The organism is Streptomyces manipurensis (assembly GCF_049570255.1).
Classification (GTDB): domain Bacteria; phylum Actinomycetota; class Actinomycetes; order Streptomycetales; family Streptomycetaceae; genus Streptomyces; species Streptomyces manipurensis.
In genome coordinates, this window is record NZ_CP186950.1 from 562,298 (window position 1) to 576,210 (window position 13,913).

Annotated in this window: 14 protein-coding genes; 4 read left to right on the plus strand and 10 right to left on the minus strand. The window is 73.6% G+C overall.

The annotated features are described in order from the left end of the window. Nucleotides 1-10 precede the first annotated feature (10 nt). Entirely contained in the window at nucleotides 11-655 is a 645-nt protein-coding gene (locus ACPU2J_RS02735) for a TIGR03086 family metal-binding protein (protein WP_420081890.1), read from the plus strand. A 37-nt stretch (nucleotides 656-692) separates the two neighbouring features. On the opposite strand, the gene ACPU2J_RS02740 is transcribed toward ACPU2J_RS02735, so the two are convergent. Beyond that, nucleotides 693-1,997, minus strand: coding sequence for a hypothetical protein (locus ACPU2J_RS02740; RefSeq protein WP_423832658.1), 1,305 nt, complete (start codon nucleotides 1,995-1,997; stop codon nucleotides 693-695). Nucleotides 1,998-2,420: 423 nt separating this feature from the next. On the opposite strand from ACPU2J_RS02740, the gene ACPU2J_RS02745 reads away from it, so the two are divergent. Then, nucleotides 2,421-3,596 (plus strand): DNA gyrase subunit B, encoded by a 1,176-nt coding sequence (locus ACPU2J_RS02745; RefSeq protein ID WP_423832659.1) that lies wholly within the window; start codon nucleotides 2,421-2,423, stop codon nucleotides 3,594-3,596. Between the two features lie 112 nt (nucleotides 3,597-3,708). On the opposite strand, the gene ACPU2J_RS02750 is transcribed toward ACPU2J_RS02745, so the two are convergent. From ACPU2J_RS02750 to ACPU2J_RS02775, 6 genes are all read right to left on the minus strand, one after another. After that, nucleotides 3,709-4,056 (minus strand): VOC family protein, encoded by a 348-nt coding sequence (locus ACPU2J_RS02750; protein WP_423832660.1) that lies wholly within the window; start codon nucleotides 4,054-4,056, stop codon nucleotides 3,709-3,711. Nucleotides 4,057-4,147: 91 nt separating this feature from the next. Beyond that, complete coding sequence (locus ACPU2J_RS02755; RefSeq protein ID WP_420081886.1) at nucleotides 4,148-4,657, minus strand: hypothetical protein; 510 nt, start codon at nucleotides 4,655-4,657, stop codon at nucleotides 4,148-4,150. A gap of 50 nt (nucleotides 4,658-4,707) precedes the next feature. Continuing rightward, nucleotides 4,708-5,256 carry a hypothetical protein gene (locus ACPU2J_RS02760; RefSeq protein ID WP_423832661.1) on the minus strand — a complete coding sequence of 183 codons (549 nt, stop codon included), beginning with the start codon at nucleotides 5,254-5,256 and terminating at the stop codon, nucleotides 4,708-4,710. A 29-nt stretch (nucleotides 5,257-5,285) separates the two neighbouring features. Then, nucleotides 5,286-6,650, minus strand: coding sequence for a hypothetical protein (locus tag ACPU2J_RS02765; RefSeq protein ID WP_420081884.1), 1,365 nt, complete (start codon nucleotides 6,648-6,650; stop codon nucleotides 5,286-5,288). A 10-nt stretch (nucleotides 6,651-6,660) separates the two neighbouring features. Next, nucleotides 6,661-7,011, minus strand: coding sequence for a hypothetical protein (locus tag ACPU2J_RS02770; protein WP_420081883.1), 351 nt, complete (start codon nucleotides 7,009-7,011; stop codon nucleotides 6,661-6,663). A 217-nt stretch (nucleotides 7,012-7,228) separates the two neighbouring features. Beyond that, nucleotides 7,229-7,678 carry a hypothetical protein gene (locus tag ACPU2J_RS02775; protein WP_423832662.1) on the minus strand — a complete coding sequence of 150 codons (450 nt, stop codon included), beginning with the start codon at nucleotides 7,676-7,678 and terminating at the stop codon, nucleotides 7,229-7,231. Nucleotides 7,679-7,801: 123 nt separating this feature from the next. Here ACPU2J_RS02775 and ACPU2J_RS02780 point away from each other — a divergent pair, with 123 nt between their 5' ends. Continuing rightward, nucleotides 7,802-8,431, plus strand: coding sequence for a hypothetical protein (locus tag ACPU2J_RS02780; protein WP_420081881.1), 630 nt, complete (start codon nucleotides 7,802-7,804; stop codon nucleotides 8,429-8,431). Nucleotides 8,432-8,569: 138 nt separating this feature from the next. Here the strand turns inward: ACPU2J_RS02780 and ACPU2J_RS02785 are convergent, their stop codons facing one another. The 3 genes from ACPU2J_RS02785 to ACPU2J_RS02795 form a co-directional block, all read right to left on the minus strand. Further along, nucleotides 8,570-8,950, minus strand: a complete 381-nt coding sequence (locus ACPU2J_RS02785) for a hypothetical protein (RefSeq protein ID WP_423832663.1) — start codon at nucleotides 8,948-8,950, stop codon at nucleotides 8,570-8,572. 104 nt (nucleotides 8,951-9,054) lie between these two features. Beyond that, on the minus strand, nucleotides 9,055-9,504 hold the full coding sequence (locus ACPU2J_RS02790; protein WP_423832664.1) for a hypothetical protein: 450 nt from the start codon (nucleotides 9,502-9,504) through the stop codon (nucleotides 9,055-9,057). A 116-nt stretch (nucleotides 9,505-9,620) separates the two neighbouring features. Further along, entirely contained in the window at nucleotides 9,621-12,890 is a 3,270-nt protein-coding gene (locus ACPU2J_RS02795; RefSeq protein ID WP_423832665.1) for an AfsR/SARP family transcriptional regulator, read from the minus strand. Nucleotides 12,891-13,110: 220 nt separating this feature from the next. On the opposite strand from ACPU2J_RS02795, the gene ACPU2J_RS02800 reads away from it, so the two are divergent. After that, complete coding sequence (locus ACPU2J_RS02800; protein WP_420081878.1) at nucleotides 13,111-13,776, plus strand: M15 family metallopeptidase; 666 nt, start codon at nucleotides 13,111-13,113, stop codon at nucleotides 13,774-13,776. The last annotated feature ends 137 nt before the right edge of the window (nucleotides 13,777-13,913 follow it).

Here is a 13,913-nt window from a genome sequence, read left to right on the forward strand (position 1 = left end):
GGATCGCCTCATGAACACGACCGAGCAGCTCATCCCGACCCCGTCCGACTCCACCGGCAGCACCCGCACCGACGCCGTCCCCTCCTCCGTCGACCCGCGTACCGACCTGGCCGCGGCGGTCGCACTGGCCGGCCGTACGCTGGCCGCCGTCCGGCCCGGGCAGTACGACGCACCGACTCCGTGCGAGGAGTTCGACGTACGGCGCCTGTCGAGCCACCTCGTCGCCGTCGTACGCCGGATCGCGGTGATCGGGCGCGGCGAGGACCCGTTCAGCGTCCCGTCCTTCGCCGACGAGATCGCCGACGGCGGCTGGGCGGCGGCCTGGGGGCCGGGCGCGCGCGAGGTCGCGGAGGTGTGGTCGGATCCGGGCGTCCTCGGCCGGCAGCTGCGCCTGCCGATGGGCGTCCTGCCGGGCGCGGCCGCCGCGGCCGTCTACACCCACGAGCTCACGGTGCACACGTGGGACCTGGCCAGGGCCACCGGACAGGACCCCGCCTGGGACCCGGCGCTCATCGAGCGCGTGATCGCCGTGGTACGGCGGGCGCTGCCGGCCGAGCCCCGCGGCGGGCGGATCCCCTTCGGCGACGTGGTGGAGGTGGACCCCCAGGCCCCGGCCATCGACCGCCTGGTGGCCTGGACCGGCCGCCGCCCCTGAGAGCGGCGGCCGGCGGCGGGTCCCGTACGGTGTGCCGCTAGGCCGAGCGGCGGCGGCGGGCCGTGGCGTACAGGGCTGCGCCCAGCGTCACGGCCGCGGCGGCGAGGCCGCCCGCGGTCAGGGCGACGGACCCGGTGTTGGCCAGGTTGCCGCCGGTACCGCCGTTCGGGCCCGGGGTGTTGCCGGTGGCCGTGGTGGTGGTCGCCGAGGCCGTGGCCGTGGGCGTCGCCGAGGCGGACGGGCTCGGGGAGGCCGAGGCCGAGGCCGTCGGGCTGGGCTGCGTTCCCTCGGCCGGGGTGACGGTGATGGTGAGCGCGGCCTTGTTGTTGCCGAGGTCACGGTCGATGTCGACCATCGGGGGGAAGCCGGCGCCGCGGTCGACCTTGTACCGGTACTCGCCGTGGTAGGTGCCCGGCTTGACCCACGACTCGATCTTGAAGATGCCCTTGACCGAGCCGCCGGTGCCGCCCGCCACCCGGCGTCCTTCGGGGCCCGTGCGGCCGCCGGCGAAGGTGATGCCGGGCGGCAGCACGAACTCGGTCTCCACCACGTTGGCTTCGAGGGCCGTGACGGCGACCGATCCCGTGCCCTTGATCTGCCAGCCCGGGTTGAGCAGCGCCTGGCCGCCGGCCGGGCCGCTGCCGGTCGCCCCGTTCACGGTGAAGTCGACCTGGTTCGCCGGGTTTCCGACCGCGACCTCACGACCCCAGAAGCCCCAGTCCTTGAACGGTTCGGACGGTGCGACCTTCAGGGCGGCGGCGGTTCCCTTGACCCCGCCCTGCTCCGGCTTGTAGATCGGCTTGCCGCCCGGGGTCCAGGTGACGTAGAGGGAGTCGCGCCACAGCTCGGGGGTGGCGGTGACGTTCAGGCCCGTGTCGAGCCGGTAGTGCTTGCCGGGCTCGAAGGTGCCGGTGAAGCTGCAGAACAGGTACTCGTCGTGGTACTCCCGCACCGGGTCGACCTTGAAGTGCTCGCAGTTCGAAGGCCGTTCCGCCGGGTTCAGTTCCAGGCCGGGCGGCAGGTGGACGCCCAGCTCCGCACCCTGGACGGGCTTGTCGGCGATGACCTTGAAGCCCAGACGGAGGTTCTGCTTCTGGCCGTTCTCGACCGTGGTGTCGAGGAGCTCCTCGGAAACGGCGAGACCGCCGAAGGAATCCGGCGTGCCCGCGGGCTGGTTCAGGCCCTGCCGGCCGGCCCCGGTGCCCGGCGTCCCCGGAGTCGGTACCGGCGCCGCCTGGGCGGCGGTCGCGGCGCCGAGCACGACCGTACCGGCGGCCAGAGCCGCTCCGATCCGCCGAACTGCCGTGCTGTGCGTGCTGTGCGTGCTGTGCGTGCGGTTCAACCGCATCAGGATGGTCCCCCTCGTGTTCACGTGTGTTTCGGGCGTTCCAGCACACCCGACCCCTGTACGACCAACGGAGGGCATGATCGGTTGCCCGGAGCGATCAAGAAATCGGCGAGCGGGATCCCGACGACCTGCCCGGCGTACGGACGTTGGGTGCGCGCGGTGTTCGTACGGCCCCGCCGAGCCAGGCGCCCGAACCACTTGAGAACGGGGCCCCGGGAGCGCTCGGGAAGGGCCCGTCCACGCCCTCGGCGAGACCGCTGCCGCGCTCCGGAGCCTGGGCCCGCACTCCGGGCCGACGCCCGCCGGGCGGCTCCCCACCGCCCCGCCCGGAGCTTCGCGGAAAGGGCTCTGACCTGGTGTTTTCCCGGAATCCCCCTAGCCTTGTAGGTACTGCTCGACACCACCGGAGGGGACATCGTGAGCGAGGAAGCCACCATGTACGACGCCAGCCACATCCAGGTGCTGGAGGGGTGGGAAGCCGTTCGGAAGCGGCCCGGGATGTACATCGGCAGCACGGGCCCACGCGGCCTGCACCAGATGGTCTTCGAGGTCGCGTACCGGGCGGTGAACGAGGTCCTGGCGGGCCGTGCCACCTCCGTCGACGTCACGCTGACCCCCGACGGCGGCGTGCGCGTCGCCGACGACGGGCCGGGCATCCCCCTCTCCGAGAGCGGGGACGCGGGCGACGGTCCGGGGCTCGAAGCCCTGCTCACCCGGTTCCGTACCGGGGTCAGGAAAGGCCGCGGCCGCGACATGGCGCTCCAGGCGTACGACGTGGGGCCCGGCGTCGTCAACGCCCTGTCGCACCGGATGACGGCCGAGGTGCGGCGTGAGGGGGTCCGCTGGGTCCAGGAGTACGCGCGCGGCCTGGCGACCACCCCGCTCGCCGAGGCGGGGAAGGCCACCGCGAGCGGAACCACGCTCGTCTTCTGGCCGGACGCCGAGATCTTCGACAGCGTGGAGTTCTCCTTCGACGCGCTGGTGGAGCGGTTCAGGGAGCTGGCCTTCCTCAACCGGGGCCTGGACATCTCCCTGACCGATCTGCGCGACCCGGACGAGGCCCGTTCGGTACGGCTCCACTTCCCGGGCGGGACGCGGGACTTCGTCGACTTCCTCGACCTGCGCGACGGCCGCACCACCGCGTCCGCCGCCATGGAACCCGTTTCCTTCGAACGGGAGGATCCCAGGATGGAGGGGGTGATGGACATCGCCTTCCGCTGGTACGACGGGCCCGGGGGCCGGGTCGAGAGCTTCGCCAACAGCTCTGCCACCACCCGCGGTGCACACGTGTGGGGCTTCCGCGCCGGGGTGGCGGCGGCCCTCACCGCGTACGCGCGGGAGCGGGGGCTGCTGACGCCCGAGGATCCGGACTTCGACACCGATGGGATCCTCGAGGGCCTGACGGCGGTCGTGTCGGTGAAGCTGGACGATCCCGAGTTCGACGGCTGCGCGAGCGAACGGTTGGGCAACATCGCGGTGCAACACTGCGTCCGGGAAGCCGTCCAGGATCACCTCGGCCGCAGGCTCCGGCGCCACCCGGAGGAGGCAGCGGCCGTCATCGACCGGCTCGTCCGGGTCGCCCGCCGGGACTGACCGCCGAGACGAACCCCCGGGGACGGGCCCCCTGAACCGGCCGCCGCCGAAGCGCCCTGCCGGGTCCGAGGAGGACGAGACCGGCAGGGCGCCGGCCGGACGCGCACTCCGGTCAGCGGTGGCCCAGGACGTTGACCACCAGGCCGTTGGGGTCGCGGACGAAGAACCGGCGCACCCCCCAATCCTCGTCCTGCAGGGGATGGACGATCTCGGCGCCGCTCCCCCGCACGGCCTCGTACACCGCGTCCACGTCGTCCACCTCGACGCTCATGTCGGGGGTGACCGGTGCCGTCCTGTCTCCGGTCGTGAAGCTGATCTGCGCGACCGGAGTGGCCGGGGAGGCCATCGTCATGATCCACCCGTGGTTCATGACCTCCTCGAATCCGAGCAGGCCGTAGAAATCCCGGCTTTCCCCTGCGGCCTGCGAACGGACGTTGGGTACGACGCGGCGGACGGACATCGGCGACTCCTGGATGAGGTCGGGCCGGGCCCGGGGGCCACGGCTCGGGGGCCACGGGTGACGGGCGCGGGCACGGTGAGCCGGGGAGGGGTCAGAGCTTGAAGAGGGCTCCGCGCCAGGTCCAGCCCGCGCCGAGGACCGCGGTGCGCAGCGGGTCCTTGAGGTCCGCGGTGTCGAAGCGGTAGATCTCCTCCGCCTGCAGGCCGCCCTCGGGGCCCCGTTCGAGCGACCGGCGCCAGGAGACCGTCTTCACCTGCCCGCGCGAGGCTTCGGCCGACACGGCCAACCGGGGGGTGCCGCCGATCCACGAGACCTCGAACTGGCGGTCGACGACGCGGACCTCGTGGGACGCCGGGACCAGACGCATCCTGAACTGGGTGACCCGGCTGACCTGGGTGCGGACGAAGAAGGTGTGCCAGGCGGGATCCGAGATCCGCCATTCCGCCACGAGGTCGGCTCCTTCGGCCTCGCCGCCCCGCACGACGAACGGAACGTCCGGCCCGTTCAGCGCGAGCAGCGCCGCCCGGACCTCCTGGGCGGAGCGGGGTGCCGTGGCGCGGTCGGGGTGCTCGGTGCCGGTCAGTCTGTCGAAGAAACCCATCGGGCCAACCTACGAAGCTCCGGCCCCGACCACAACATCCGCCCCCGGTGTCACGGGGTGCCGCCGGGGGGCTCCTGCCCGGTGTCCGGGCGGGCCCCGGTGTCCGGGCGGGCCCCGGTGTCCGGGCGGACCGTGCGCAGGAAGTCCTGGAAGTCTTCCAGGACGCCGTCGTGCTGGGCCGCGGTGGCGGTGAGGTTCATCCGGATCACGGCGCGCCGCTTCGGGTCCGTGCTGTCGAGCATGGCCAGGTAGACCTGCGACTGGACGAGGTCGCGGCGTACTCCCGCGACGACCGCCGTGAGGGCCAGCCGCTGCGTGAGCCCGGGGGCCTCGGGGGAACCGATGCCGCGGCGCTGGAGGACCGTCACGGACTCGGTGCCCTCGCGCAGGCGCTCCACGGCGCCGTCGGCGACGCCTTCCAGCGTTTCGGTCTCCGCGAGGAGGTCGCCGTCGATGGTGATGTTGGCGGTGAACCCGGCGTCCGCGTGCGGGTGCAGGGCGACGAAGGCGGCGGCCGGTGCGTCGACCTCGTCCGGGGGTGCCGGGATCCAGCCCTCCGGCAGGCGGAACTCGATCGGGAGGGGCAACGTCGTGGCCATGGGGGTCCTTCCTTCCTTCGCACCGTACATCAGTCGAACCAGCTGGTGACTTCGTCCTTGACGGAGCCGGCGGCGTCGCCGACCGCGTTGGCCGCGTCCCCGACGGCGTTGGCCGCGTCACTCGCGGCGGCCGAGACCTTGGCGGGGTCGACCGTGAACTCTCCGCCCAGCTTTCCGCCGAGGCCGAGGGCCACGCCGGCCTCGCCGCCGATGTGGAATTTGCCGTCCTCGCCCTTGCCGAAGGTCACCTTGGCCTCGACGCCCGCGCCGGCCCATCCCTCGGCCGTGCCGCCTGCGCCGATCCCGGCGAGTTCTCCGCCTCCCGCGTAGGTGGCCTTCGCCCCGGCGAAGGCCTTGGCGCCGGCGTTGACGCCGCTCAGGCTGGCCCCGGCGCTGACTCCGGCCTCTGCTCCGGCGAATCCCTCGCCGCGCATGTAGTAGCCCATGTGACCGTATTCCGCCCGGCCCTCGGCCAGGGCCCGGCCGCCCACGGAGGCCTCGGCCTTGCCGGTGAGGCCGCCGTCGGTGAATCCGACGTTGGCGGTGGCTCGGGCTCCCGCGTAGGCGTCCGCGATTCCGGAGAGCTTCATGGACCCGTTGGTCAGGGAGCCCTCGGCGGTGGCGTGGCCGAGGTCGGCGTAGGCCTTGGCCGAGGCCTCCTTGCCGTACTGGGGGCCGTAGGCGGCGGCGCCCGCCGCGGGGCCGGTCGCCGAGGTCTTGCCCTCGGACTGCCACCCGTCGGTTTTGGTGGTGGCGTCCTTGTCGGCCGTTCCCGGCATCGGGACCTTCGCCAGGTCGCCCTCGGCACCGGCGTTGAACCCTCTCAGGGTCTGGTCGGCGCCCTTGCCGAAGTTGTCCTTGTTGCTGTCGGCCACGGCGGCGTCGAGGGCTGTCTTGACGTGCTGGTCCGCCTGGGTGACGGCCTTCACCCGGTCGTCGATGTGCTGCTGCCACTTGGCGACCGCGGTACGGATCGAGGTCTCGCCGTCGGGGTCGTGGTGGTAGGCGCTGCGTTCGGCGGGGGTGAGCCCGGCGTAGTCGAAGGCGACGCGCCCCTGCTCGGACACGGTCATGCCGGCGGCCATCGCGTCGGTCCGGGCGCTCTCGAGACGCTTCTTCAGGTCGGTGAACTGCTCGTGGGCGTCGCGCAGCAGGCTTGCGATGGCCTTGGCCTGGATCTGCGAGGCCGAGTACTCGTAGCGGGTCGCCGCGAAGCCGCTCTGTGCGGTGCCGGCGCTGACACCGACCCAGTTCTGGCCGGTCGACATCTTCTGCACGGTTTCGCCGTAGCGGATCTCGACCTTGTGCATCTCGCCCGCCATCGCGTCCCACTTGGCGGCGGCCGTCGTCAGCAGGCCCAGGTCGGTGTTCATGATCTCGTGGTACGTGGGCACGCCGGTCCCCCTACAGGCCGTTCAGCTTCGACTGCGACAGGAACTGGTTGTTGAGGCCGGTGTCGTTCTGGGTGAAGAGGCCGGAGGCTCCGCGCAGGGCGCTCTTCTCGCCGGCGAGGCGGCCCATCAAGGTCTTCACCTGCTGGTCCCAGGTCTCCGCCACCTTCTTCAGGCCGGCGGCCGTGTCCCAGCCGTCGAAGCCCTTCTGGGCCGAGCCGGTGGCTTCGTCGGCGTGCTCCGAGGCCTTCTTGGTGTTCGGCTCCAGCTCCGTCTCGATCGTGCCGGCCGCGGCCTTCTTCTCGGCCGGCGTCGAGGCGAAGTCCTGGGATCCGCCCGAGAGGTACGGTCCCGCAGCCGGCAATGTGACACCAGGGGCGTACGGGCCGTGCGGTGTGACGCCCGGAGCGTACGGGCCGGGCGGCGGTCCGCTGTTCAGTCGCAAACCCGCGTTCTGATCCGCGCTGGTCGTCGTTTCGAGAACCGGTTCCCGTTCGGAATTCCCTGACATGGTGCGCCTCCCCGTCGGCAGGCATCGATCATAGGATCGGCGTGCGCAGCGAGGTCGAACGGGGTCCCGGTCAGGCCGCGGCGGCGGGGGTGTCGTCGAGCCAGTCGCAGATGCGGACGATGGACAGGCGCATCGCGCCGGGGCGGCAGTGCGCGCCGGCGCCTTCCTCCGTGGTGAACTCCATGAAGGTCTTGGGGCAGGTCAGGTGCTCGTAGAGCTGCTCGGGCCGGCCCTGGAAGAACATGTCCTCTTCGGCGTCGCACACGAGGGTGGGGCACCGGATCCGTTCGGCGAGGGTGTAGTCGAGGTAGGAGGCGCTGAAGGCGCGGGGGGTGTCCACGCCCATGACGTACATGCCGTGGTTGATCGCCCAGCGTGCGAGCGGGTCGTGGGCCATGGCCTGCTCGAAGGCGGTGTCGAGTTCCGGTGCGGAGTCGGCGCGCAGGAGCCGTTCGGCGTCTTCGCGGGTGCCGGGGACGTTGCGCACCGCGACCTGGCCGAGTTCGTGGAGGCCGTCCACGGCGATCCGCGCTCCCGACCGGTGGGGCGCGGTCCGTACGCGGGCGGACACGGAGGCCCGTCAGGGTGAACCCCCGCGCGTCCATGCGGCGTACCGCCCACCGCGCGCCCCTAGGGTCGCTGCGTGGCCGACTGTCTTCCCCGCGACTCCGAGTCCGCCGTTGCCCTCGCATGCCCCCGCTGCCGGGCCCGGCCCTGCGACGGCTGCATCGCGCCGCGCGCCGAACGGCCCCTGGTGACCCGTGCCGCCCGCGTCTTCGGCCGACAGGGCGGACAGGTGTGCTGGCCCTACGGGCTCCGGCGGCCGGCCCCGCCGAGGGCGAGGACCGAGGTGGCACTCCGCCGGCACGAGGCGGCCGTCGCCGACCGGGACGCGGCCCAGGAACAGATCACTTCCTGGGCCGAGTCGCTGGGCCTCAAGCAGAGCCGGTCCGGCTGCTGTCCCCGCTGGCTCCAGCGCGGCCGTAGCGGCCGGTGCACGCCGTGGGCGTGCACGCAGTACGGCAGCAACGGCCTGGACCACGACTGGCTGGACCATCTGATCGCCTGGACCCGCGCCGGGAAGCCCGCGGCGATCACCACCGCGCCCTACGAGGTCGGCGCCAAGGACGAGGAACGGCTGAGCTGGTGGACGGCGACGGACCCCCGCCTCTCCGTGGCCCGAGGCACCGGCTGGCACGGGCTCGGCACCACGCAGATCGTCATGTGGCGCGCTGACCTGGTCAACGCCACCGCGTCCAACCCCACGGCCTGACGAACGGCTTCCCCGGCCGGGGCCGGTCGTGGCTGCGAGCCCGTCGGATCTGCTCCCCGGACGCGACCGGGCCCCGGGGCTCCGGGGGGGCGGAGGGCTCCGGGGCGTGGGTGGTGGCGGGTGCCGGGGGCGGGGCGGTCAGCAGAGGGGGATGCCGGGGGCGGGGTCGGCGCCCACGTTCACGTTGCCTCCCCACATCCACACGTTGCTGTAGATGTGGCCGATGTCGTAGTCGATGACGGTGCCGCGGTACCAGACGTCCGTGGTGTAGCCGCCCGCGGTGACCCGCTGGCCGCGCGCGTAGCACTCGACGCCGGCCTCGGTCACCTTCGTCGTCGTGCCCCAGATCCGGCTGCCGGTGTTGGGCGCGGCGCGCAGGTTGCTGTGGGCCTGCACGGTCGTCGCGTGCCCGCTGGTGCCGGCCTGGGCGGCCCCGGCCGTTCCGGCGGCGCCGAGGAGGGAGAGTGCCGCGCCGAGCGCCAGCCCCGTCGCCACCAGCCCGGTGGATCGCTTCCCCATTGCTTTCCCTTCTGTCGTGAACGCTTGCCGTTCGGCACGGTGACGGACGGCGCGGCGCGTCCGTATGAGCGCACCGCCCAGGACCTTCGCGGAAGTTCCCCCGGTCAGAACGTGCAGTCGCTGACGTGCGCCAGGTGCTCGTCCCCCGTGATGTACACGTTGTTCACCCAGCCCCACATGCCGCTCGGCGACTCCACGTACGTCCACCACCGGCTGCTGTATCCCGCGTCGCTGACGGGCTCCCCCTGCTTCTGGCAGTAGGCGGTCACCGTGGTGCTCGACACCGTGGCCACGACCTGGCAGTTCTGCCGGGACGGGAAGGTCTTGCACGTCTGGAAGGGGACCCCCGAGGCGGCGTTGCGGACGTTGACCCCGGTCGCCCAGACGTGCACCTTCGTGAACTCCATCGCCGCGGCGGCGACCTCGGCGGGCTGCGCGGGCTGTGCCGGCCGCTCCGTCGCCGAGGCGGTCGCGGGACCGGCCGCCACCGCCGCGGCGGCGACGAGGAAAGCCGTGGACAGCGCGCGGAGCGTGCGCGGTGACGTGTTCTTCATGGTGGAGGCCTCTCCCGGCAGTGGTCGCGCGCGGCGGGGTGCCGCGCCGGTCACCGGGGCGACGGGGCGCGGCCGCCCCTCGTATGAGTGCCGGCCGCCGGTCTCCGCACGCGGCCTCAGTGCCCCGGCGCCTCCCCCGGGTCCACGCGTTCCACGGGCTCCAGGGGTTCCAGGGGTTCCAGCGCTTCGCGGGTGCCCAGCCGGCGGAAGACCTCGTACGCCTCCTCCGCGAGCGCGCGCGCCGTCGCCGTCCGGCCGCCCCGGGCCAGGGCGACGCGGGCCAGGTCGCGCAGGGTGCGGGCGCGCCACAGCGGGAGTTGCAGCTTGTCCCACAGTCCGAGGGCCTGTCCCAGGGTCTCGTCCGCCGCCTCCCAGTCCGACACGGCGAGGTGCCACTCGCCGATGGTGCGCAGGACGAGCGCCTCACCGAACATGTCCTGACGCTTGCGGGTGATCTCCAGGCACCGGTCGAGCCGTTCCCGGGGCCCGGCCGTCCGGCCCTGCCGGAACTCGACCTTGGCCAGCGACAGGCTCGCGTACATGACGCCGAAGACGTCGTCCGTCTCCTCAAAGAGGGCGAGCGACCGCCGCAGCAGGGCCGCCGCCCCCGTCAGGTCCCCGCGCGCCCGGTGGCACAGACCCAGTGAGCGCAGGGCGAGCGCCTCGCCGTGCCGGTCCCGGGCTCCGACGTAGAGGCGGTGGGCCCGGGAGATCGCCTCCCACGCCTCGTCGTCGCGGCCCTGCTCCCGGTGGACGGAGCCGATGCCGTAGAGCACGTGGGCCATGGCCGAGCCGTCCTCCGGCTCCCGGTAGAGGCCGAGCGCCGAGGTCAGCAGGGGCAGCGCCTCGTCGAAGCGGGCCTGTTCGCGGCGGGCCGCACCCATGCCGGCCCGCGCGCCCGCGCAGCCGGTGCGTACGGACCGCTCCTCGAACAGGCGCAGCGCGCGGGCGAAGAAGGCGTGCGCCTCGTCGAAGCGGTCCTGCTCCAGGCGCAGTTGGCCCAGCCCGTTCAGGAGCCAGGCCTCGCCCTCGGCGTCCCCGCCCCGGCGTACGGCGGCCAGGGCCGCCTCGTGCGAGCGCGACCAGGCCTCGAACCGGTTGTAGAGGGCCACGGAAGCGGCCATGAGGGTGGCCGCGAGCTCGCGGGCGGCGTCGAACATCCCGTGGTCCGCGCAGTGGATGACGGCGGCCAGCAGACACGGCTGCTCCGCGGCGAACCAGGCGGCCGGATCGTCCGATGTCCGCGGCGGCCCGCCCGGGCCCTCCTCCGGTGCCTCCTGCAGGCCCTCCGTGACCCGCGAGGTCCCCCCGTCCGCGGCTCGCGCCGGTCCGTCCGCGGCGGCGACCGGGAGGAAGCGTGACGCGCCGCCCGGGGCGTGGGCCGCCGCGGTGCGGGCCATGTCCAGCCAGCGGTCGACCAGCCTGCGGACCGCCGCCTCCCGGTCCTCCCGGGGCTCGTCGGCGAGGCAGCGCTCCCGGGCGTACTCGCGCGCCAGGTCGTGGATCCGGTAGCGCGTCCTGCCCGTCTCGTCGGTGCCCACGACCTCCACGAAGTGGCAGTCCACGAGCTGCTCGACCGCGTCCTCGGCGTCGTCCTCGCCCACGTCCAGCAGCGGCCCGGCCACCCAGGCGGCGAAGTCCGGCAGATCCATCAGGGCCAGGCGGCGCAGGGCGCGCTGCTCCTGCCCGGCCAGGTCCGCGTAGCCCATTCCCAGGCTCGCGCGGACTTCGAGGTCGCCCGCCTGCAGCTCGTCCAGCCGACGGCGCTCGTCCCGCAGGCGCGACACCAGCCGCGCCGGCGTCCAGTGGGGGCGGGCGGCGAGACGGGCGCCGGCGATGCGGACCGCGAGCGGGAGCCGGCCGCACAGTGCGACGATCTCGGCGGCCCGGTCGGGCTCCAGCGCGGGCCGGGCCGGACCGGCCACCCGGGCGAGCAGGTCCAGGGCCTCCGGTTCGGACGGCACCCCCAGATCGAGGTGGGCCGCCCCCTCCAGCGCGACGAGCCGGCGGCGGGCGGTGATCAGCACGGCCGAGCCGCCGCCCGGCGGGAGCAGCGGGCGCAGCAGCGCCTCGTTGACAGCGTTGTCGAGGACGAGGAGGACCCGGCGGCGCGCGATGTGCGTCCGGTACAGCCCGAGGAGGTCCTCCTCGTCGCGCGCCGGGGTCTCGGGGTCCACCCCGAGGGTGCGGAGCAGTCGGGCCAGGGCGTCCGCGGTCCGGACCGGCTCGGAGTCCGAGGCGCGCAGGTCCACGAAGAGCTGTCCGTCGGGGAAGAGCGCGGCGGTGCGGTGCCCCACGTGGACGGCCAGGGCGGTCTTGCCGGTGCCCGACCGGCCGGAGATCACCCCGATCGGCGGCGCGGTGCGCGTCGGGTTGCGGACCTCCTCGAGCAGGGCGGTGGCCCAGGCCGTCTGTTCGGCACGCCCCATGAAGTCGGCTGCGTCGGGCGGGAGTTGGGTGGGCACCGGATGGCCGGTGCCGTGGTGCGAGCGGTCGGCCCGGCGGACTCCCGACGCCTCTTCGCCGGAGCCCGGACCCGATTCCGGGTCCGAGTCCGATCCCGGCCGGGGGGCGGCTGCCGCCGCGGGTTCGGCCGGCCTCCCGGCGGGCGCGGCCCTCCGGGGCACCGGCGCTCCCAGCACCGTCGTGTCCGCCCGCAGCAGCGCCTGGTGCAGCGCCCGCAGCTCGGGGCCGGGGTCCGCGCCCAGTTCCGTACGGAGCAGCCGGCGCCCCTCGTCGTAGCAGCGCAGCGCGTCGGACATCCGGCCGGTGCGGAACAGTGCGGTCATCAGCTGGCCGCGCGGGCGCTCCCGGAGGGGGTGGGCAGCGACGTGGGCGACGAGTTCGGAGACGAGGTCGGTGCGGCGGTCCAGGTCCAGTTCGGCGGAGAAGCGGAACTCCTGTGCCTCCAGGCGGAGTTCCGTGAGTCGCATGGCCTCGACACGGGCGAAGGACTGGCCGAGGCCTTCCAGGGCGTCCCGGCCGCGCCACAGGCGCGACGCCGCCTGGAGGATCTCGACGGCCTCCTCGGCCCGGCCCCGTACGGCCGCCTCCCGGCCGGCCGCGAACGCCCTCTCGAAGCACCGGGCGTCCACGGTCTCGGACGGGAACTCCGCGACGTAGCCCGGCGGGCGGGTCCGGATGGCCTCCGCACCCTCCGTACCGGCCAGGACCCGGCGCAGGCCGGAGACGTGCGAGGCGACGAGCGCCCGCGCGGTGGCGGGCGGCTCCTCCTCCCAGACCAGATCGACCAGCCGCTCGACGGACAGCACCTCGCCGAGATAGACGACGAGGGCCGCGAGCATCCCCGTCGGTTTTGCGCCCTTCAGCGCGATCCGGCGCCCCCCGCTCCACACCTCGACCGGGCCCAGAAGGCGAACGTCCACCGTGTCCCCCGATTTCGCGTACCGCAGTCGGGGACAACGTGTCGGTCCCCACTGAGATGAACGCGTTGCACCGGACCTCCGGTTTCACGGAGGGCGGATGTGGAGCGCAGGGTGGCCGAAACCATCGGGTCGCCCGATCCGGGTGGCCCGTTCCCGGCGCTGCATGCGTCCTGCAGAGGATCTGCAGCGATCCTGCAACGCCCGGCCCGACGCTGTGAGCGTGACGGACATCATCCTTCTCTCGGACCCACGGGTCGCCGCCACGCGTGTCACCGAGAACGGTGAACCCCTGATCGACGCAAGGGAGTTCGCCGCACTGCGGATCGACACGCGGAAGACGGACGACGACGGCTCGTACGCCCATCTGCGGGCCGACGTGCTGCGCCGGCTCCTCCTCGCCCAGGAGGCGCTGCCGGCGGGGCTGCGTCTGCTCGTGGTGGAGGGCTTCCGGCCGCCCGCACTGCAGCGCCGCTACTTCGACGAGTACGCGGCGACGCTGCGCACGGCCCATCCCGACGCCGGACCGGACCGGATCCGCGAGCTGGCCAGCGCCTACATCTCGCCCCCGGAGGTCGCCCCGCACGTCAGCGGTGGCGCGGTGGACCTGACGCTGTGCACCGAGGACGGTGTCGAACTGTCCCTCGGTACGGAGGTCAACGCCACCCCCGAGGAGAGCGCGGGCGGCTGCCGCACCGCCGCCCCCAACGTCGGCGCCGACGCCCGCGCCCACCGGGCGGCGATGGGCCGGGCCATGACGGCCGCGGGGTTCGTCAACTACCCGACCGAGTGGTGGCACTGGTCGTACGGGGACCGGTACTGGGCGCTGCTGACCGACGCGCCGGCGGCCAAGTACGGTCCCGCCTCCCTGAACCCCACCACAGCCTGAGAACAGCCGGACCCCGGGGGAACACCGTGGAGTACACCCGCAGCACGACGCAGACGCAGACGCCGATACCGGCGCCCACGCAGGAACCCACCACGAGTACGGGCACCGGCAGCGGCACCGTCGGGACGGGCTTCGCC